The organism is Terribacillus sp. 7520-G (genome assembly GCF_002271665.1).
Classification (GTDB): Bacteria; Bacillota; Bacilli; order Bacillales; family Amphibacillaceae; genus Terribacillus.
The window spans coordinates 35,304-54,746 of record NZ_NQFP01000010.1 but is presented as its reverse complement, the minus strand read 5'-3'; the positions used below and the strand labels follow the sequence as shown (position 1 = coordinate 54,746).

At 46.0% G+C, this 19,443-nt stretch carries 20 protein-coding genes; 14 read left to right on the top strand and 6 right to left on the bottom strand.

The genetic code is table 11. From position 1 onward, the window contains the following. Nucleotides 1–3: 3 nt before the first annotated feature. The gene (locus CHH53_RS04435) at nt 4–1,029 is read right to left on the bottom strand and encodes a S66 family peptidase (RefSeq protein WP_158221480.1); all 1,026 of its coding nucleotides are present in this window, start codon (nt 1,027–1,029) and stop codon (nt 4–6) included. A 121-nt stretch (nt 1,030–1,150) separates the two neighbouring features. Here CHH53_RS04435 and CHH53_RS04430 point away from each other — a divergent pair, with 121 nt between their 5' ends. From CHH53_RS04430 to CHH53_RS04420, 3 genes are read left to right on the top strand one after another with little or no spacing between them, the layout of a single operon-like run. After that, on the top strand, nt 1,151–1,630 hold the full coding sequence (locus tag CHH53_RS04430) for a low molecular weight protein-tyrosine-phosphatase (RefSeq protein ID WP_095214916.1): 480 nt from the start codon (nt 1,151–1,153) through the stop codon (nt 1,628–1,630). Continuing rightward, nucleotides 1,630–1,974: a hypothetical protein gene (locus CHH53_RS04425; protein ID WP_095214915.1), complete on the top strand. Its 345-nt coding sequence runs from the start codon at nt 1,630–1,632 to the stop codon at nt 1,972–1,974. The genes CHH53_RS04430 and CHH53_RS04425 overlap by 1 nt, the downstream gene beginning before the upstream one ends. A gap of 36 nt (nt 1,975–2,010) precedes the next feature. Beyond that, entirely contained in the window at nt 2,011–2,832 is an 822-nt protein-coding gene (locus CHH53_RS04420; RefSeq protein WP_095214914.1) for a YihY/virulence factor BrkB family protein, read from the top strand. Nucleotides 2,833–2,848: 16 nt separating this feature from the next. Here CHH53_RS04420 and CHH53_RS04415 read toward each other — a convergent pair whose 3' ends face one another. After that, nucleotides 2,849–4,702, bottom strand: coding sequence for a heavy metal translocating P-type ATPase (locus tag CHH53_RS04415; protein WP_233134842.1), 1,854 nt, complete (start codon nt 4,700–4,702; stop codon nt 2,849–2,851). Between the two features lie 218 nt (nt 4,703–4,920). On the opposite strand from CHH53_RS04415, the gene CHH53_RS04410 reads away from it, so the two are divergent. Genes CHH53_RS04410 through CHH53_RS04400 form a run of 3 tightly spaced genes read left to right on the top strand, consistent with a single transcriptional unit; the run spans nt 4,921 to nt 7,396 of the window. After that, the gene (locus tag CHH53_RS04410) at nt 4,921–5,802 is read left to right on the top strand and encodes a transporter substrate-binding domain-containing protein (RefSeq protein WP_095214912.1); all 882 of its coding nucleotides are present in this window, start codon (nt 4,921–4,923) and stop codon (nt 5,800–5,802) included. Nucleotides 5,803–5,825: 23 nt separating this feature from the next. Continuing rightward, entirely contained in the window at nt 5,826–6,710 is an 885-nt protein-coding gene (locus CHH53_RS04405) for a transporter substrate-binding domain-containing protein (RefSeq protein WP_095214911.1), read from the top strand. Beyond that, entirely contained in the window at nt 6,707–7,396 is a 690-nt protein-coding gene (locus CHH53_RS04400; RefSeq protein ID WP_095214910.1) for an amino acid ABC transporter permease, read from the top strand. Before CHH53_RS04405 ends, CHH53_RS04400 begins: the two co-directional genes overlap by 4 nt. A gap of 32 nt (nt 7,397–7,428) precedes the next feature. Here the strand turns inward: CHH53_RS04400 and CHH53_RS04395 are convergent, their stop codons facing one another. Next, the gene (locus CHH53_RS04395; RefSeq protein WP_095214909.1) at nt 7,429–8,607 is read right to left on the bottom strand and encodes an MFS transporter; all 1,179 of its coding nucleotides are present in this window, start codon (nt 8,605–8,607) and stop codon (nt 7,429–7,431) included. A gap of 156 nt (nt 8,608–8,763) precedes the next feature. Between CHH53_RS04395 and CHH53_RS04390 the strand changes: the two genes are divergently transcribed. The 4 genes from CHH53_RS04390 to pdaA all read left to right on the top strand — a co-directional run bounded on the left by CHH53_RS04390 (nt 8,764) and on the right by pdaA (nt 11,099). Next, nucleotides 8,764–9,156, top strand: coding sequence for an OsmC family protein (locus CHH53_RS04390; RefSeq protein WP_233134838.1), 393 nt, complete (start codon nt 8,764–8,766; stop codon nt 9,154–9,156). Nucleotides 9,157–9,221: 65 nt separating this feature from the next. After that, nucleotides 9,222–10,016 carry a YfkD famly protein gene (locus CHH53_RS04385; RefSeq protein ID WP_095214907.1) on the top strand — a complete coding sequence of 265 codons (795 nt, stop codon included), beginning with the start codon at nt 9,222–9,224 and terminating at the stop codon, nt 10,014–10,016. Between the two features lie 55 nt (nt 10,017–10,071). After that, on the top strand, nt 10,072–10,218 hold the full coding sequence (locus CHH53_RS17480; protein ID WP_198946021.1) for an SE1561 family protein: 147 nt from the start codon (nt 10,072–10,074) through the stop codon (nt 10,216–10,218). 89 nt (nt 10,219–10,307) lie between these two features. Next, nucleotides 10,308–11,099, top strand: a complete 792-nt coding sequence (gene pdaA / locus CHH53_RS04380) for a delta-lactam-biosynthetic de-N-acetylase (RefSeq protein WP_095214906.1) — start codon at nt 10,308–10,310, stop codon at nt 11,097–11,099. A gap of 84 nt (nt 11,100–11,183) precedes the next feature. On the opposite strand, the gene CHH53_RS04375 is transcribed toward pdaA, so the two are convergent. Further along, nucleotides 11,184–11,735, bottom strand: a complete 552-nt coding sequence (locus CHH53_RS04375; RefSeq protein ID WP_158221479.1) for a flavodoxin family protein — start codon at nt 11,733–11,735, stop codon at nt 11,184–11,186. Between the two features lie 114 nt (nt 11,736–11,849). Between CHH53_RS04375 and CHH53_RS04370 the strand changes: the two genes are divergently transcribed. The 4 genes from CHH53_RS04370 to CHH53_RS04355 all read left to right on the top strand — a co-directional run bounded on the left by CHH53_RS04370 (nt 11,850) and on the right by CHH53_RS04355 (nt 17,654). Continuing rightward, nucleotides 11,850–12,737: a LysR family transcriptional regulator gene (locus tag CHH53_RS04370; protein ID WP_093728066.1), complete on the top strand. Its 888-nt coding sequence runs from the start codon at nt 11,850–11,852 to the stop codon at nt 12,735–12,737. A 12-nt stretch (nt 12,738–12,749) separates the two neighbouring features. Then, a complete protein-coding gene (locus CHH53_RS04365) occupies nt 12,750–13,622 on the top strand; it encodes a DNA-3-methyladenine glycosylase family protein (protein ID WP_095214905.1) in 873 nt (290 codons plus the stop codon). A 111-nt stretch (nt 13,623–13,733) separates the two neighbouring features. Beyond that, complete coding sequence (mbcS, locus tag CHH53_RS04360) at nt 13,734–15,314, top strand: acyl-CoA synthetase MbcS (RefSeq protein WP_095214904.1); 1,581 nt, start codon at nt 13,734–13,736, stop codon at nt 15,312–15,314. 204 nt (nt 15,315–15,518) lie between these two features. Next, complete coding sequence (locus CHH53_RS04355) at nt 15,519–17,654, top strand: ATP-dependent Clp protease ATP-binding subunit (RefSeq protein ID WP_095214903.1); 2,136 nt, start codon at nt 15,519–15,521, stop codon at nt 17,652–17,654. A 230-nt stretch (nt 17,655–17,884) separates the two neighbouring features. Here CHH53_RS04355 and lepB read toward each other — a convergent pair whose 3' ends face one another. Together lepB and CHH53_RS04345 are read right to left on the bottom strand one after the other, a co-directional pair. Beyond that, nucleotides 17,885–18,436 (bottom strand): signal peptidase I, encoded by a 552-nt coding sequence (gene lepB, locus CHH53_RS04350; protein ID WP_095214902.1) that lies wholly within the window; start codon nt 18,434–18,436, stop codon nt 17,885–17,887. 80 nt (nt 18,437–18,516) lie between these two features. Further along, nucleotides 18,517–19,374, bottom strand: a complete 858-nt coding sequence (locus CHH53_RS04345; protein ID WP_233134834.1) for a glycosyltransferase family 8 protein — start codon at nt 19,372–19,374, stop codon at nt 18,517–18,519. Between the last annotated feature and the right edge of the window lie 69 nt (nt 19,375–19,443).

Sequence of the window (19,443 nt, the reverse complement as noted above, 5' to 3'; positions counted from 1 at the left end):
TTCCTATTCCAGATAAGTCAATGTGCCAGTCCCATCCTGATACGAAACCGTTGTCAAAGCACCGTTGATCAATGTCAATTGCGGCGGCATATGTCCTATATCAGTGTCGAAGATGATCGGCAATCCGATTTCATCGGCGAATTCCCGGATCATTTGCTCGTCTGTGTAATCCTCTGAAGGTGTGCTTCGAGCGGGTCTGCCGAATAATACACCGCTTGCCCGATCGAACCAGCCGAGCTCCTTCAGGTGCCAAAGATTCCGGTAGGCTTCTGCTGTACTCCAATCGCTCCATTCGAGATAGACGATTGTATCTTCTTCAAAAGACTCTTGCCATTTCTTGATCGGGGCATACTTTGTCCCGGCAATGACCGTCAATGTATTCAGGCAGCCGCCAATCAATCGGCCAGTAAAGGAAACAGGTTTACCAGTAGTGGATTTCCATTCCGTTTCGCTGTCCAGATCAAATCCCGCTGCATCGTCTTGTTCGAAAAGTGCATCCCAAGAAGACTGATACATGGCCGAAGCATGCTGGATAAAGTTTTTGCGTGATGGTGCAGATAAAACCTTATGCCACTGCCTTGTCGTTCCATCGAGTGATGCCATATGCAGATCGAAGAAGTTGGTTGTATGGGCTGTAGCGATATTTGTCCGGAGCGTATAGGAACAAAGAAGTGTGCTTGTATCAGAATAACCGATCAGCCATTTTGGATTGCTTGAAGCTAGCTTGTCCCAATCCAGTCTTGGCAATACTTGAATAAGCAATTCCCCGCCCCATGGCGGCATGAGGGCATCGATTTCAGGATCGGTAAGGAAGCTCATCAGTTCAGCTGCCCGGATTTCGGCAGAGCTGCTTCTGGCAGCTTCCTGGGTCCAGACTGTCTCGCCTATGATCACGCGGTTTCCCAGCTTCTCCAGCTGCTTTTTTGCTTTATGTATCCGGGGATGCAAGGAAGCGGGAACCCCGCTGGATGGTGCAGTGATTGCAAAGGTGGAGTCGGCTGTGAGAGCATGTGGATAGATGATCGGCATCAGCATCACCCTTTCTTTTCCATATTATAGCATGGGAGCACCACAGTTTGAACAAATGTTGAGCGGGGAATGGAATAGCAGATATCTGTAATCGCATTTATAAAACGAGGGAGTTGGGTGAATGATAAACGTGTTGTTTATTTGTTTAGGCAACATCTGCCGCTCACCGATGGCAGAGGCGATATTCTGCAAACGAATAGAGGAAGCAGGCCTATCAGGGCTTGTTGCTGTGGACTCTGCCGGAATCGGTCACTGGCATGAAGGAAAAAAGATACATCCTTCCGCTCGTGAGCTTCTGGGTCAAAAGGGCATTCCGATTGTCGAAAAAACAGCGAAGCAAGTACAATTGGAACAGCTGGATGCGTATGATCACATCATTGTGATGGATCGGCTTAATTTGCAGGATTTATCAGCTATGATACCTGCCTATTCGTCCCGTTATCGGCTTTTCTCGGAATTCATCAATGGACGGGAAGGCGAGGATATCGCAGATCCGTTCTTCACTGGTGAATTTGAAGCTGTATTTGAACAGCTGGATGCTGGGTGTGCGGAATTGTGCGAGACAATAAAACAACAGATACGATGGAAGGAGCCGATTTGATGAAAAGTAAGTTCACGTTAGGTTTAACGATTGGTGCTACTGTCGGCGGCTTGGTTTCGTTATGTGATGCACAGACAAGGACGCATGTACGCGGCAACTTGATGCGTGCAGGATCTGAAGCGGTTTTCTATCTCCGCAATCCTGGCGTTTTCGTGGATGATGTAAAAACATCTTATGCGCGAGTGGCGACTAGTTTATCCACCTCGGCTGATAAGGGCCTGAAAGGATTGGAGGAAGTCCAGCATGCATTGCAAAAAGTGAGTAGGCTGGATGATCAGATCGAATTGCCTGCCGGAGAGAGTCCGAAACAATTGGCAGGCACTGGAACGACTGCAGCTAGATAAAGAAAAAGCTGTATAGAGAGAGAAGGAGGAGAAGCCATGGGGAGCTTTCTGAAACAGCTGGGGCAGCGGATCGGCAATGATGAAGTGACTGGTCTGTCTGCCCAGCTGGCTTATTTTTTATTACTATCGCTATTTCCATTTATCATTTTTCTTTTATCATTGGTCGCCTTTTTACCGATCAGTCAGCAAGATATCATGAATACATTATCGACATTTGCACCTGAATCTACCATGGATTTATTGGAAGAAAATATAACGGGTCTTGTCAACAACCGGAATGGCGGACTATTGTCCATTGGTATTTTGGCAACGCTTTGGTCTGCATCGAATGGCGTCAATGCCATCATCCGTGCTTTGAATAAGGCATACGGTGTCAATGAAAACCGATCTTTCATTGTAGCCAGGGGAGTAGCCGTCGTGCTGACAATCGCGATGGTACTCGTCATCGCAGTCGCATTCCTGCTCCCGATTTTCGGTAAATCGATTGGACTTTATATCTTTTCGATTTTCGGATTGGATGAAGGCTTCCTGACTGTTTGGGGAGCTTTGCGCTGGGTGATCTCCTTTGTCATATTCTTCATCGTACTGCTTGCATTGTATGTGCTTGCCCCAAGTAAGAGACTTTCAATCAAAGAATCGATGGTCGGTGCAGCGTTTGCGGCCGTCGGCTGGATGATCGCATCCCTGTTATTTTCCTTTTATGTAGATAACTTTGGCAATTATTCCGCAACATATGGATCCCTTGGTGCAGTCATCGTCTTGATGATTTGGTTCTACCTTTCCGGTATCATCATCATTACAGGCGGTGAAATCAATGCCATGCTGGAGGAGCGGAAGAAAGCGAAAAAGGCTTCCTGATTCAAGGAAGCCTTTTTTATTTCAATAAACGCAATCCATTCAAAATCACAAGAATCGTACTGCCTTCGTGTCCCACCACACCGAGTGGTAATCCAAGATATTGACTGATGTTTGCAAAAATCAGCAGCAGTATGACAGTGACGGAAAAAACGACGTTCTGCTTGATGATTCGGCGCATCCGCTTCGAGAGCTTGATGGCATCGGCCAGTTTTCCCAAATCGTTCTTGATCAGGATCATATCCGCTGTTTCCAGTGCTGCATCTGTCCCATTCCCCATAGCTATCCCGACTTCTGCCGTAGCAATGGCAGGAGCATCGTTGATCCCATCTCCTACCATGGCGATCATTCCATAATTCCTTTCGAGATCCTTGATTTCGGCAACTTTCTCTTCTGGCAGGCAATTGGCGCGATAAGTGGTGATGCCTGCTTGAGCGGCTATTGCTTTTGCGGTTTGATCATTATCACCTGTCAGCATGATAGTCGATATACCTAGCTTCGTCAAAGAACGGATGGCTGCTTTGGCTTCTGGTCGCAATGTATCCTGAAGAGCAAATACCCCGGCAACTCCAGCTTCATTTTCTATATAAACCAGCGATTTCCCTTCAGCAGCCAATGCGTCGGCTTGCTCTGCGAATTCTTGATCAGCCGTATTATTCATATAAGCTGCTTTGCCGATCCGCCATTTCTGTCCCTGCCATATCCCTTCCATGCCGTGTCCTGCAGCATCTGTCACTTGCTTGGCTGGTTCGATAGAGTCAGCTTCTGTATATGCTGCCACTGCTTTGGCAAGGGGGTGTGAGGATTGGGACTGAATGGCATGAGCCGCCTTTTGCACCAGGGAAGCGTCTGCCGATTCACTGACAAGAAAATCTGTTACGGATGGTTTTCCGGCAGTCAGGCTGCCAGTTTTATCAAAGGCGACCGCTTTCACTTGTCCAAGCGCTTCCAGGTGCACGCCGCCTTTGACCAGGATCCCATTTCTTGCGCCTTTGGAAATAGCGGATAGGGTCGCCGGCATCACTGAGGCAACAAGGGCACATGGAGAGGCGACAACAAGCAGGATCATCGCCCGGTAAAATGATTCGGTGAAGGACCAGGTCGTAAGGATAGGAGGAACCAGGAATAATAGCAATACTAGCAACAGGACGATTTTGACATAAGGTCCTTCGAAACGTTCGATGAAGTGCTGAGCCGGTGATTTTTGTGCTTGGGCAGTTTGCACCATTGTGATGATTCGCTGAAACAATGTATCTTCCGCGGGCTTTGAGACACGGATTTCCAAGACGGCGCTGCTATTGACGGTACTGGCGAATACTTCATGTCCTTCTGATTTGGTCACTGGTATCCCTTCGCCGGTGATGGCACTTTCATCGATGCTCGTTGTTCCCTTTAAGATGATGCCATCAGCTGGGATACGTTCCCCAGGCAGTACCAGTACTCGATCATCCACTCGAAGCTGGCCGATAGGGATGGTTTCTTTTCCGGTATCGGTCACTCGGGTCGCTTCATCGGGCTGAAGTGACAGCAGAGCGCGTAATTCCTGACTGCTTCGGTTCTCGGTGTAGGTTTCCAGGGCTCCGGAAAGGGCGAAGATGAATATGAGCAAAGCGCCCTCCAGCCAATGACCGATTATAGCAGCTCCGATAGCGGCAAAAATCATCAGCATCTCTACATTCAGTTTCCGCTCCAGGATCGTTTCGGTAATTCCTTCTTTCGCTTTGCAGTATCCCCCAATCAAATATGCGGCGCTATAAAGGAAAGGGGCAGCTTCGGTGTCGCGGAACAGGAAATAGGTAATGATGATGATTGCACCACTAACTAACGCGGCAAGCAGTTCAAAGTGTTTCTTCATTCGGTTAAAACCTCCAATTCAAATATAGCTTGTTTATAATAATTATAATGTAATAGTAATTACACTATATTATAGGATTAGTTTAAAATCAATATAAAATAGGAATTATTTTTACCGGTATGTATAACAGATAGAAAATAAAAATGAAACAGTTAATAAAAATATTGAAATAGTGGAGGTTACCTGTTATCTTTTAGGATATATGAAAATATAACAAGGGGAGAGTGTATAGCTTCATGGGGAAGGGATTAGGTATTATATGTAGTTTATTTTTGATGCTGCTGCTTCTAGGGGCTTGCGGCAGCGGTGGAGATCAAGATTCTGAAAGCGCTGGCAATGATAAAACATGGGAGAGGATCCAGGAGTCCGGCAAGCTTGTAGTCGGTACATCCGGTACTCTCTTTGCGGCATCTTATTATCCAGATGGATCCGATGAGCTGACAGGTTATGATGTGGAAGTAATCAAGGAGATTGCGAAGCGTCTGGATTTGGAAGTGGAATTCAGGACATCTGACTTTAATAATATGCTTGCATCTGTACAAAATGGCAGAATAGATGTAGCGGCAAATGATATCGAAATCACCGATGAAAGAAAAGAGCAATTCGCTTTCACGGAACCCTATAAGTATTCCTATACTTCCATGATTGTACGTAAAGACGATTTGTCTGGCATCCACAGTCTGGCGGATATTAAAGGAAAACGTGCCGGCGGGGAAGCTTCGACGAACCACAGCAAGGTTGCAGAACGGCTTGGGGCAGAGGTTGTCACATACAGCAATGCAACTAATGATGTGTACTTGCGGGATGTCGATAATGGAAGGACAGACCTCATCATCAATGACTATTACTTACAATCATTGGCTTTGCAGGCTTTTCCTGATTTCAGCATCATGATCCATCCAGATTTCAAGTTCGATCAGATTGAGCAAGGTGCCATCATTTCCAAGGATGCCCCTGAGCTTAAGAAACAAATGGACAAAGCACTTGATGAAATGAAAGAAGACGGTACGTTGACTAAGCTGTCGGAGGAGTTCTATGGCGGGGCGGATGTCTCCCAAAAGCCGGAGGAAGAATTGCCGACAGTGGATGAGCTAATGGAACAAGAAGGAAATAAGTGAATCGATAAAGGAGAAACATCATCATGAAGAAACGAATGCTTGTATTATGCAGTTTGCTGGTCGTCCTTATCTTGAGTGCTTGCGGTTCTCCTGATAATGACAGTGCCGGGAAAGCGCCAGAGGATAAAGTGTGGGAAGCCATTCAGGATTCTGGAAAGCTTACCGTTGGCACTTCAGGTACATTGTATCCGGCAAGCTACTATCCGGAAGGTTCGGACGAAATTACTGGATACGATGTGGAAGTGGTGAAGGAAATTGCGAAGCGACTTGATTTGGAAGTGGAGTTCAAAACCTCCGATTTCAATAATATGCTTGCGTCCGTCCAGAATGGACGAGTCGATATGGCAGCAAATGATATCGGTGTGACGGATGAGCGTAAAGAGAAGTTCGCCTATAGCAACCCGTATAAATATTCATATACAACGATGATCGTACGCAAGGATGACCTTTCCGGGATCCATTCACTGGAAGACTTAAAAGGCAAGAAGGCTGGCGGTGAGGCGACAACGGGGTACAGCAAGATCGCAGAAGAGCTTGGTGCCGAGGTAGTGGCATATGGCAATACCACCAACGATGTCTATTTGCGTGATGTCGATAATGGCCGCACTGATTTGATCATCAATGATTATTATTTGCAGTCATTGGCACTGCAAGCTTTCCCGGACTTTGATATCACCATCCACCCGGATTTCAAATTCGATGAAACAGCCAATGCTGCCATTATGCCAAAAGATGCCCCGGAATTGAAAAAACAAGTGGACAAGGCTTTGGATGAGATGCGCGAAGATGGTACACTGACGAAGCTTTCCGAGGAGTTCTTCGGCGGAGCGGACGTTTCCAAACAACCGGATGAGGATATCCCGACGATCGATGAAGTATTGAAACAGCAGCAGGAAGAAGAAAAATGATACCATTCGATGCGGTGAACATTGGGAAATTCTTTGATGTGGAGCTGGCATGGGAGAACCTGCCTTTCATATTGGAAGGATTGCCGATGACGATAGCTGTTGCTTTCGCCGGTATGGGGATGGGGCTGATCCTCGGTTTTTTCCTGGCGATCGGCCGCAGTTCCCGATTCTTTTTCCTCAGATGGCCCTCACGCTTTTATATTTCGTTTATGCGCGGGACGCCGATACTCGTTTTTTTATTCATCCTGTATCAAGGGCTGCCGGTTGTCCAAATCCGATTGGATGCGTTCACCTGTGCTGTCCTTGCCTTCGGTTTGAATAGTGCAGCCTATATTGCAGAAGTGAATAGAGGGGCATTGAACAGTATTCCGTATGGCCAGTGGGAATCTTCCTATGCGCTTGGTCTCAATTATTGGCAGACCTTGACCAGGGTCATCGTCCCGCAGGCAGCTCGGGTGGCGATGCCGCCGCTTACAAATGTATTTCTTGATTTAGTGAAGGCAACCAGCCTCGCAGCGGTCATTACAGTGCCGGAAATGTTCCAGAAGGCCCAAATAGTGGCTGGCCGGACTTTTGATTCGATGACGATGTATATTACAGTGGCGCTTGTATATTGGCCGCTATGTATCATCATTTCTTATTTCCAGGAACGGCTGGAGAAGCGATTCTCCCGTTATATCAATTAAAGAAGGGATGCGCCTGCCTGGGTGCATCCCTTTTAATGCTGTCCTGCAGCTATTGTATGTTTGGTGAAAACTGCATGGAGGAGCAAGGTTGTGAATAGGCCAGCGAAGATGACTGTCATGATAAGAAAGAAACTGACATCGGGCATCTTTTCGATAAATACACCGCTGAGATAAGGACCGCCAAGGCTCCCGATGCTGAAGGTGATGCTGCAAAGCAGGTTTCCGGTGGGCAGCAAGTGCCGCGGTGTCAAATCGGTCATATAGCTTATGCCGAGCGAGAAGGTCGAACCAAGCAGCATGCCCGCTGCGAATAAACAGATGAGCAAGGCAATATAATGCTGTTCTGTCAATGCAGCTGTCCCGAAACACACCGTACCGAGCAGCATGACGGTCAGCAGCGTATATTTACGGCCGAATTTATCACTGAGCATACCAAGCGGAATCTGAAAAACAATACCACCGAGGGCGAAGCCGGTAAGCAATATGGACACTTCCGATACACCGATATCCTGACGCAATCCATATATAGGAAAGCTTCCGTTCAAAGAGGATTCCAAAAAGCCATATCCCAGCGGCGGCAAAAAAGCAACCCAAGCATATTTCAAAGTCGAGCCGAAGCGCTGTATCAATCCTTGCTGCTGGACTGCTTGGTTATTTTCTTCGACCGGAAATTCATTGCGCAGCTGGAAAAGAGTGAACCAAGCAATCAAGCAAAGTCCGCCGGATAAGATGAATGGCAAGGACTCCGAAACCTTGACGAGCGATGTCATGAGCGGACCTGCAGCGAACCCAATCCCGAAGAAGAGTCCATAGATGGAAATGTTCCGTCCGCGGACTGCTTCCGGTGATGACGATGTAATCCATGTCTGCGTACCGAAATGAAGCGCATTATCCCCGATACCGATCAATAACCGCAGGACAAACCAGAACCAAAAGGATTTCCAAAGCGGGAAGGCCAGCAATGCCACAACAACGATCAGCCCGCCTCCCATGATGACTGGTCGGTATCCGTATTTACGAAGAGGGGCTTCCATGAAGGGGGATACAAGCAGAATTCCGATATAAATAGCGACAGCATTCAATCCGTTCATCGAGGAGGAAAGGCCGTCTTGCTCAAATATGATGGCAATGAGCGGGAGCAGCAATCCTTGGCTGAAACCGGAAACTGCCACAATACTGACAAGAATCCAAAAACTATATGCATTTCTCATAATGTCATTACCCCTGTATGTAAGATGATTTCCCAATCCTACTCTATAGTTTTTCCTGGATTTGGTCAATCAAGGTTCAGGGTTAAAATCTGCACGGGCCGGGAATATATACCTTTAAAGATCCAGCAAGGAGAGGTGAAGGAATTGAGGCTTACAATGAAACAGCATGGTTTCCGTACCGAATTGCCCCATCAAACATTGGATATCGACGGAAATGAGCTTTTTGGTATTCCGCCCTATCAGCTGATGGTTTCCTCGATAGCAGGATGCAGTGCCTCCGTTTTTCGGAAAATCATCGAGAAACAAAGTCTTGAAATAGCTGATTTGGAAGTGGAGGCTGAAGTGGAACGCGATGAATTGGCAGCTAATCGCATTACCAAAATCACATTGACTTTCATTGTGCGCGGCTATCATTTGGATAGAGGGCAGCTGGAGAAGAATCTGGAGCTTGCCCGAAAAAACTGTTCCATGGTGCAGACGGTGAAGGATAGCATTGAAATCGAAGAGCGATTGGACCTAGTCCATCTGAATCATTTGAATCATTATTGAGATGTATAGGATGGCTCCTGACTTCAGATACTAGAAAAAAATCTGAAAGGCAGGGGCTTTTCTTTATGAAATTCGCTAGAATCCTCATAACAATCATGGCACTGACTTTGCTGACTTTTCCTTTCTCCGCAGCTGGGAAAGCGGAGAAAGTACAGAAGAAGGATACTGAAATCCCGAATCATGTTTTGAATATATCCAAGGAAAATACTTATCCGAATTCAAATAAGGATCAGATTGTGCTAGAGCCCAGTGAACTTGTCAGGGAGCTGACGGAAGAAAGTGATATTATCATCCAAAATCCCGAACTGATCCGCATTCTCAATGAATCGACGCTGAAACCTTCACCGCTTGCAATCGGATACCGCGGCATGATCTATATGGGGCATTGGCCGCTGGAATACCAGTCTGCCGAAACGAATATCAACTGGCAGTATCAAAAAGTGAATACGAATCAGCTGAGCAATGCCGGCGGCGAATCAGCCAAGCAGATGAATTACGAGCAGCAGGAAGAACGCTACGTAAAAGGCGGACTGACAGCTGAGATCGAAAATCCGAAGGACATCAAGCTAATGATGCTCCAGCAGGCACAGAAGAACACGAAGCTTCCGCTATCCTTCCAGACAGTCATCGGAAAAGGAACGAATAAGGAAAATGCCTATGGTGTTCCTTTGAATAAGTCCGGGATCCTTACTGCTTATGCACCGGCAGTCAATGAGAAGGGAACGATCACGTTCGGGGAAGTCTATCTGGAATTGAAGGGCTCCAGAAAACAGATTGTTGTCAGGAATGTGACCAAACAGGGAATCGGGGCCTGGATCCCGATTCAAGACCATCTGTCCTTCACCTTCAACGTTCAATAACGAACGAGGCTGTGATATACTAAGAGCCAGATGAAGCGGTAAAGGGGTTTTACAGTTGGCAGCAAGTAAAGTGGATGATTTGAAGCAGCGTCTGGCTGCATTCATGGATTATTTGGATAGTATCGAACCAGAAGAGACGTCCTTGGATGAAATCGATGAAATGCTCCGAATGCTTGATGAAATGGAAAATAAATTAAAGTAAGACCATGCTTTTGGCATGGTCTTTTCTATGTTTTCGTCGCATAGAGGGATGGGATTTGGCGCAATCTATCGGTAAGGAGAGTGTGTCATATGCGATGGAAATCAATGTTAGCCCTGCTTGTTTTGCTGTTTGTCATGCCATCATTCGTAGCTGCTGAAAGTTCCGTGAGCTATGGATGGGGCTTTGTAAAGAGCAAGGATGGCAGCATACCGGAAATTGGCAAATACCAGCAGCTATTGGATAAATACCACAGCTATTATCTGGATGATTCCGGGGAAAAAACAGTCTATATCACTTTCGATAACGGATATGAACAAGGATATACAGGAGACATCCTGGATGTATTGAAGAAGCACGACGTTCCAGCTGCATTCTTTATCACAGGTCATTATGTATCATCAGCGCCTGATTTGGTGAAAAGGATGGTGGAAGAAGGACATATCGTGGGCAATCATTCATATCATCACCCTGACCTGACGAAAGTCTCCAAAGAAAAGATGCAGCGGGAACTGGAGATGCTGGAAGATGCGGTGGCAGATCTGACGGATCAGGATGAGATGCATTATTTGCGAGCCCCGCGTGGCACCTTTAGTGCCCGTTCACTGAAATGGTCCGAAGATCTTGGTTATACGAACGTATTCTGGTCTCTCGCCTATGCTGATTGGAGAACGGGCGAACAAAAAGGGTGGCAGTATGCGTATGATCAAGTGATGGCTCAGATGCATCCAGGAGCAGTGGTGCTTTTGCATTCCGTATCTGAAGATAATGCCGTGGCACTGGAGAAACTGATCATAGAATTGAAGAAACAAGGATATTCTTTCCGTACACTGGATGACTTGGTCAAACAGGATATCCTACCGAAGGCGATTACGCAGTTTTAAGCTGATCCGAACGAGGATCAGCTTTTTCATTTGGTTTGGATGATCGCTATGACGATTTCCATGAAGTAGTCCCGCCACGTTTTTTCAGTTGTGTCCTTCATGTGTGTTCCCTTTCTGCAAATATTGGCGCAGCCAAGCTATTTCAGCCATGGCTCTACTATCGGATCTTACATCTCCTGGTTTATTGCCCTCAGCCAATACATAATGATCAAAGGGAATATCGATAAAGTCGAATATCTGCTGGAATTGCAATATCATCGGCAAACCTTTTACTCGTGGTCGATCTCCACCGACTGCAAGTACGATGGCTTCCTTTGGTTTCTTGTTCTCGAATGCCGGTTGTCTGAAAACATAGCTGAGCCGATCAAGAAGAACTTTCAGTTTTCCGGGTATGCCGTACCAGTAAATTGGTGCAAAAATAATGATAATATCATGTTTTAGAAGGAAATCCAGTAAGATCTGAGTGCTTTCATCCAGGGGTGCATGTACTGATTCATGACGGAAGTCTTCAAAATCCGTCAAGGATAATTCGCTGATATCAAGTGTTTCATGTTCCATATTTTCTATAAGGGCTTCAGCGAGTATTTTGCTGTTGCTCTTCGTACGGCTGCTGCCAAGAATCAATCCGATAGACAAGCTATCACGCCCTTTCCAATATTTATATAAAAAGTGTATACTGCACTCATGCATAGGAAAAGCTGAATTATTTGATTATTATAATCGGAAAAAGCGATTTAGGAGTGAGTGCACATGCACATCAATCATTTAAAGACATTCACTGTAGCAGCAGACACACTTAATTTTACGAAGACAGCCCAACGGCTTGATTATGCTCAATCCAGTGTCACTGCCCAGATAAAAGCATTGGAGAAAGCATACGGTGTCGAGCTGTTTCAGCGTCTGGGAAAGAGGATTTATTTGACTGAAGCGGGAATAAAAATGCAAAGCTATGCTGAAAGGATCCTGGCTTTGCATGATGAAATGAGCCGGGAATTCGATGAGGGGATGGAGGAAAAAGGCACAATTCTAATAGGCGCCTGTGAGAGTCAATGCATCTATCGTCTGCCTAAATTGCTTCGTTTCATCCGTTCCCGATATCCGCAAGTACAGGTCGTCCTGAAACCTGTACCATCCAGTAAAACCTCGGAACAGATGCTGCAAAAGGGCGAATTGGATCTAGCTTTTATCATGGATCGGGACCAGCAGTATGACTTCCTGGAATCCGTTTCCCTATTTCAGGAGGATATCGTCCTGATAGGATCGGCGAATCATCCATTATCAGTTCAATCATCCGCTGCTTTGTCTGAGGTGATGCAGCATCCTTTAATACTGACTGAGAAAGGGTGTTCTTACAGGACGGAGTTGGAGCAGGTACTGGAGGAACAGAATTTACATTTAGAAAACATCATTGAATTCGGCAGTATCGAAGCGATTAAACAATGTGTGAAGGCTGGGCTTGGTTTTTCCTATTTGCCGCTTATGACTGTACGGAATGAATTGGAATCAGGGGAATTAAGCTCAATCCGGATTGATGCCCCGATCAATCAGCCTATAACGAAACTGCTTTGGCATAAAGATAAACGAATGACGAAAGTGGTACAGGATGTCATTGACTTTTCAATAAAACATATCGGATAGGAGAGACTAATCATGTGGGAAAAACAGCTTAAAGGAACACATACATACAATTATCATTATTTGATGAAAAGATGGAGTATGGATCAGCTGAATGTAGTTGATCCGGAAAGTCATGTAATGAAGCTTCCGGTTGTTTTAAAGGATGGGTCCCGCCATATTGTTTTATTGAAGTTCAGCGGACCTATCACAGCTCCTGTTGTTAACGTTTCTAGCGTGGATTCTTTGAGACAAGCAGATATACTTGCTTGGGTGGAGAGCTGGCTCCAGTGGGATATCGATCTTGCGGGGGTAGCTGCGCATTTTGTCGGTTCGGATCTGGAACAACTATTTTACGCACATGCAGGAACCCCAATCGTAAAAGATACGGACTTGTATTACTGCTTGATGAAGACAATCATCCACCAGCAATTGAATTTGAAGTTTGCCTACACGCTGACGAATCGATTCGTGGAGACATTCGGAACAAAGGAAGATGACATCTGGTTCTATCCGTCGCCGGATGTTGTTGCTTCCTTGGCGTACGAAGACTTACGTGCGATGCAGTTTTCGCAGCGGAAGGCAGAATATGTGATTGATACAAGCCGTTTGATTGCAGAGGGGAAATTAGATCTGATGCAGCTTGCTGCCGCATCTGATGAAGAAATCGCTGCAGCATTGACGGAAATTAGGGGGCTTGGCAGCTGGTCAGCTCAAAACTGGATGCTGTTCGGGTTAGGGCGAGCTGATTTATTACCTGCTGCTGATATCGGGGTGCAAAACGCTTTGAAGACCTATGGCAATCTCGTTGAAAAGCCGACGCCAGCAGCAATACATGAGCGGGGAGAAAGATGGGCTCCTTACCGTAGTTATGCGGCTGTTACGCTTTGGAGAAGTATTGAGACCTGATACTAATATCAAGTTTTATAATTTGGTAACAATTATTGCTGGGAAGTCGTGCTTCAGTCTGCTATAATAAGTCCATTAGTTAAATCAGGCAGCCATTTAGGAGGCGAAAGTATGGATAGAAAAGATTTGATTGCACCAGAGCAATACAACATCGTTGATGAAATGGAGCGACATGTTACAGACGAAGATCGTAAAGCGCTCATTTGGATGGATGATGCGGGCAATAAGAAGGAAGTGACGTACAAGGCGTTATTCCAGGATGTCAACCGCACAGGTAATGTTCTGAAACAACTGGGCTTGGAAAAAGGCGATTCCATTTTGGTGATGGTACCGCGTATCGTGGAGGCATATCATATTTATGCTGCAGCCTTGAAGCTTGGAATTGTGATCATCCCTAGCTCCGAAATGCTGAAAACGAAGGATTTACAATACCGTATCGATCATGGGAAAGTGAAGGGGATCATCAGCTTTCATAAATTCACAGAGCAATTCGACGCAATCGAAAACCAAGAGAGTTTGATCAAGCTTTCTGTCGGAGGGCCGGCTGAAGGATGGCAGGAACTCCAAGTGCTTAAAGCGGCAGCATCGGATGAGCTGGAAACAGTGCGGACATCAAGAGACGACTTAGCGCTGCTGTCTTATACGAGCGGTACAACAGGGAATCCAAAGGGTGTGGTTCATACACATGGCTGGGGCTACGCACACTTGCGTACAGCAGCTGAGAACTGGCTATCCGCTTCCAAAGGGGATATCGTGTGGGCAACAGCAGCACCGGGCTGGCAGAAATGGGTATGGAGCCCATTCCTATCCGTATTGGGCACAGGGGCAACTGGCTTTGTCTACATGGGGCGTTTTGATGCCAAAACGTATCTTTCCCTTTTGGAGGATTATAAAATCAATGTGCTCTGCTGTACCCCGACAGAATACCGCCTGATGGCAAAGGTGACGGATCTTGGCAGCTATAACTTGAGTGCTTTGCATAGTGCGGTATCTGCCGGCGAACCATTGAACCGGGAAGTGATCGATGTCTTCCAAAAGCACTTTGATATTATTGTGCGTGATGGCTATGGACAGACAGAAAGCACGCTGCTGCTTGGTATCATGAAAGGGATGGAGCCTAGACCAGGTTCCATGGGTAAACCGACACCAGGTAATGAGGTAGTCGTGATCGATGAAGATGGCAATCCGGTAAAAACGGGTGAAGTCGGTGATATTGCACTGAAGCTGGACAGTCCTGCTTTGTTCAAAACATATTTCCGTGAGCCGGAACGACGTGAACAAGCGGAAAGAAACGGTTACTTCGTCACTGGCGATCAAGCTTCCGTCGATGAAGACGGGTATTTCTGGTTTGAAGGCCGCAGCGATGACATCATCATCAGCTCCGGTTATACGATCGGACCATTCGAAGTGGAGGATGCCTTGGTCAAACATCCAGCTGTAGCGGAATGCGCAGTCGTTGCCAGCCCGGATGAAATTCGCGGCAATGTCGTCAAAGCATTCGTCATCCTGCGCGAAGGTGTGGATGAGGACGATCCGGAGCTTGTCAAAGAATTGCAGACACATGTGAAAAATACCACTGCACCTTATAAGTATCCACGTAAAATTGAATTCGTCAAAGAATTGCCGAAGACTTCCTCCGGTAAAATCAGACGGGTCGAATTGCGCAACCAGGAAAAACAAAAAACGAAATAAAACAGAAGCATCGCCTACAGCCGGGCGGTGCTTTTTTATTTGCCTTGGGCTTAAACTAAAATAATTATAAAAAATAAAGCAAAGTACTTGAAAGTCAAAGAAGGTCAGACTATAATGAAGTCACAAGGTCAAAGATAGTCAAAGTCAAAGCGTGACACTTGACCAATTGAACCAAACAAAACGATTAGGGAGGTAATTGTATTTATGAAATGCCAACATTGTGGTGAACGAGAAGCAAATGTGAACTTGTTTATGCAATTCAATAACCAAAAACAACAATTACAGCTCTGCCATACTTGCTACAACGAAATGAAAAATACATCTAAAAATCCTGCAGGTTTCGCAAACAATGGCGGAACAATGGATGATTTCTTCAAGAATATCTTCCAAGGAGCACAATCCGGCTTCCAAGCCGGAGCCAACGGCCAAGCGCAAGCTGGCGGTAATGGCCGCGGAGGGCTGCTCGACTCACTTGGCAAGAACCTGACAGATGGCGCACGTGCAGGTCTGATCGATCCGGTAATCGGCCGTGAGCAAGAAGTGAAACGTGTCATCGAGACATTGAACCGACGCAATAAGAACAATCCAGTCCTGATCGGGGAGCCAGGGGTAGGTAAGACAGCTATTGCAGAAGGACTAGCTTTGCAGATCGTCGAAGGAAATGTACCTGTAAAGCTGCAAAATAAAGAAATCTACTTGCTCGATGTCGCTTCGCTGGTTGCAAACACAGGCGTACGCGGCCAATTCGAAGAAAAGATGAAACAGCTGATCTCTGAATTGCAGCAGCGTAAGAATGTCATCCTGTTCGTCGATGAAATTCACCTATTGGTCGGGGCCGGGTCTGCCGAAGGTTCCCAAATGGATGCAGGGAATATCCTGAAGCCGGCACTGGCACGCGGCGAGTTACAATTGATAGGTGCAACCACTTTGAAAGAGTACCGTCAAATCGAGAAAGACGCCGCGCTTGAACGCCGCCTCCAGCCGGTAATGGTGAAAGAACCGTCAGCAGGGCAGGCAATTGAGATCCTGAAAGGATTGCAGGAGAAATACGAAGCATACCATCAGGTTTCTTACACAGAGGATGCAATCAAGGCGAGCGTGAACTTGTCACAGCGTTATATCCAAGACCGCTTCCTTCCTGATAAAGCCATCGACTTGCTGGATGAAGCCGGTTCACGAATCAATCTGCTGACCGTGACAACTGATGAAGACGCAATCCAAGCTCGTCTTGCACAGATTGCCAAAGAGAAGGAAGAGGCTGCAGGCCGTGAAGATTACGAACGTGCAGCATATCTTCGCCAAGAAGAAATCCAGCTGGAACAAAAGCTTGAGGAACCGAAGAATGAAGAAAAAGGCGAAGTGACAGTCGAAGTCATCCAGCAGATTGTCGAAGAGAAAACAGGCATTCCTGTAACGAAAATCCAATCCGAAGAGCAGAATAAAATGAAAAACTTAGCTGCTAATTTGTCCAGCAAGGTCATTGGACAGCAGCAGGCAGTAGATCGAGTCGCCAAAGCAATTCGCCGCAGCAGAGCCGGTTTGAAATCCAAACAGCGCCCAATTGGTTCCTTCCTATTTGTCGGACCGACTGGTGTTGGGAAAACGGAATTGACGAAAGCCTTGGCAGAGGAGATGTTCGGTACACGTGATTCCTATATTCGTCTGGACATGAGTGAGTATATGGAACGTCACTCCGTGGCGAAACTTATCGGTTCACCTCCGGGATATGTCGGACATGAAGAAGCGGGACAGCTGACAGAGCGAGTGCGCCGCAATCCTTATACAATCGTCCTATTGGATGAAATCGAGAAAGCACATCCTGATGTACAGCATCTATTCCTGCAAATCATGGAAGACGGTCATTTGACAGACAGCCAAGGCCGAAAAGTGAGCTTTAAAGATACCGTGATCATCATGACAAGCAATGCAGGTACAGGGGATAAGCAGATCTCGGTCGGTTTTACGAATTCCAGCAATGAAGCGGTATCCGTCATCGAGAAGCTGGGCGCTTACTTCAAACCTGAATTCTTGAACCGCTTTGATTCCATCATCAGCTTTGATGAGCTGAAAGAGGAAGACTTGGTACGGATTGTAGAGCTTATGCTTGCAGATTTGACTAAGAATATGGAAGAAGAAGGCTACAAGCTGGAAGTGACAGACGCTGCAAAACACTTCCTGGCGAAAAAAGGCTATGATCCTCGCTTTGGCGCCCGTCCATTACGCCGAGTCATCCAGGATCAAGTAGAGGATAAAATCACCGACTATATTCTTGAAGAAGAGGATGTAAGCAGTATGGTAGTGGATTTGATTGATGAACAGATTACTGTAATTGGTAAATGATACGGAAGAGACTCATGCATGTAAAGCATGAGTCTCTTTTTTTATACAGTATAATAGACCTGCAAAAGAAAGAAAGCGGCAAAGTATGCAGTATACTTTTTAGCTCGGTGCCTGCGCTGATTGGACAATGTGGATATGTTGGATGGGTATAAGTTTAGTGGAATGGTTTACCAGCTAAGGAGAAAATAAAAAACAGTGCAATAGCCTGCACTGCTCGTCACTAAATTTATTCAATTGGTCCATCCTATCTGAGGGAATGGATAATATCGAAACTTAACTTCCCCGATAACGGAGTCTTGTGGGATCAAGCCGAACATCCTGCTGTCTTTACTGTTTCTGCGATTATCTCCCATGACGAACAGGTAACCATCAGGAATTGTATCTTCACCGATGACATCACGCAGCTTGAAGTTATTCGTAAATAATGCATCTCCCTGCATAGCTTCCTTCATCTCTTTCAGATAAGGCTCCCGATGCTTTTTGCCATTTACGTAGAGTACATCATTCTTGTACTCGATCGTGTCTCCAGGTACACCAATCACGCGTTTTACATAGCTTGCATCCTGATCTGGCGCGTGGAAGACGACTTCGTCAAAACGGTTGATTTCTCCAATCCGGCTGATGATGATTTTGTTCTGGTCTTCCAAAGTAGGGGCCATCGATTCGCCATATACGGTACTGGGAAAATAAAAAAAAGTGCGGAAAATGAATAAAGCGACAATGGCAATACCAACCGACAGCAGCACAGTGTATAGTGTGCGTCTAGCTTTCAGGGAAAGCACCTCCTTTAGTACCAGTGTAACATATACGGAGAGTCCATAGAAAAAACTGGAGTTTTTTTAACTCCAGTTTTACAACAATTTTATATAGATAAGGAACTCTTCGAAGCGGGTGCTGGCTGGCGGCCAAACGGGGTTTTAGCCAGATAGTCGTAGTAACCATCTGTGTAAGGGTGAATGGATCCTTTCTGCCAAGGTTTCTCTTCGCCGCAGAAATGGACGATTGATGGTTTCTCCCTTACCGTGCGCAAAACCCGCTCCTCCTCGAGTGATTTCGCTTTGTATTCTTTCAGGATAACATGTGTCTGGGCATTCCATTTTGGATGGAGCATGAGCCAGTCATTCCAAAGGATGGCGTTCAGTGCATCTTGATCATGCCAAGCCAGTTTATCTGGATTTTCATTGATGAATGTCAGCACTTTATCCGTAATATCATGGTCACGCCATGCCTGCATATCGATCAGCAGCAGACCAGAGTTGAAATAACGATCTTCCTTGGTGATGCCCATTTTTTCAAGGCGGTGGTGCTCACCGTAGTCGCCGACGGCTGCAATGATGTTTCCTTCCATCTCGATATCGAATAATTTCTTGACATCATCCAATATCAGCATATCGCAATCAACGTACAACGTCCGTTCGATGGCAGGATCCATCATTTCAGGAATGGAAATACGATAATAAGCCGCTTTTGAAATATGACGGCTGGCAATTGCGCCTTTGTATATTTCCACATTCACAGTGAGGAAATCAAGCGGCGCTCCATGGATTGCTGCAGTTTCCTTCAATAGCTGTTTCTTCTCGCGGCTGATTCCGCCGTCGATGATTGAAATGACAATATCCTCAGGGCTGGAAGTGTTTTCAAGTAAAGAACTTAATGTCATACCCAAATGCTGTGCGTAGTTGTCGTCTGTCGATGAAACAATATGCATTTTCTTCTTCATTTTACTTCTCATCTCCTTGGTGTGTATATAACACTTGGAAAATGAGACTAAACATATGAAGGAAAATTG

Bases quoted from the DNA above. Each gene is read 5' to 3' on its own strand.
- CHH53_RS04435 (WP_158221480.1), bottom strand. From the start codon at position 1,029: ATGCCGATCATCTATCCACATGCTCTCACAGCCGACTCCACCTTTGCA.
- CHH53_RS04430 (WP_095214916.1), top strand. From the start codon at position 1,151: ATGATAAACGTGTTGTTTATTTGTTTAGGCAACATCTGCCGCTCACCG.
- CHH53_RS04425 (WP_095214915.1), top strand. From the start codon at position 1,630: ATGAAAAGTAAGTTCACGTTAGGTTTAACGATTGGTGCTACTGTCGGC.
- CHH53_RS04420 (WP_095214914.1), top strand. From the start codon at position 2,011: ATGGGGAGCTTTCTGAAACAGCTGGGGCAGCGGATCGGCAATGATGAA.
- CHH53_RS04410 (WP_095214912.1), top strand. From the start codon at position 4,921: ATGGGGAAGGGATTAGGTATTATATGTAGTTTATTTTTGATGCTGCTG.
- CHH53_RS04405 (WP_095214911.1), top strand. From the start codon at position 5,826: ATGAAGAAACGAATGCTTGTATTATGCAGTTTGCTGGTCGTCCTTATC.
- CHH53_RS04400 (WP_095214910.1), top strand. From the start codon at position 6,707: ATGATACCATTCGATGCGGTGAACATTGGGAAATTCTTTGATGTGGAG.
- CHH53_RS04395 (WP_095214909.1), bottom strand. From the start codon at position 8,607: ATGAGAAATGCATATAGTTTTTGGATTCTTGTCAGTATTGTGGCAGTT.
- CHH53_RS04390 (WP_233134838.1), top strand. From the start codon at position 8,764: ATGAAACAGCATGGTTTCCGTACCGAATTGCCCCATCAAACATTGGAT.
- CHH53_RS04385 (WP_095214907.1), top strand. From the start codon at position 9,222: ATGAAATTCGCTAGAATCCTCATAACAATCATGGCACTGACTTTGCTG.
- pdaA (WP_095214906.1), top strand. From the start codon at position 10,308: ATGCGATGGAAATCAATGTTAGCCCTGCTTGTTTTGCTGTTTGTCATG.
- CHH53_RS04370 (WP_093728066.1), top strand. From the start codon at position 11,850: ATGCACATCAATCATTTAAAGACATTCACTGTAGCAGCAGACACACTT.
- CHH53_RS04365 (WP_095214905.1), top strand. From the start codon at position 12,750: ATGTGGGAAAAACAGCTTAAAGGAACACATACATACAATTATCATTAT.
- mbcS (WP_095214904.1), top strand. From the start codon at position 13,734: ATGGATAGAAAAGATTTGATTGCACCAGAGCAATACAACATCGTTGAT.
- CHH53_RS04355 (WP_095214903.1), top strand. From the start codon at position 15,519: ATGAAATGCCAACATTGTGGTGAACGAGAAGCAAATGTGAACTTGTTT.
- CHH53_RS04345 (WP_233134834.1), bottom strand. From the start codon at position 19,374: ATGAAGAAGAAAATGCATATTGTTTCATCGACAGACGACAACTACGCA.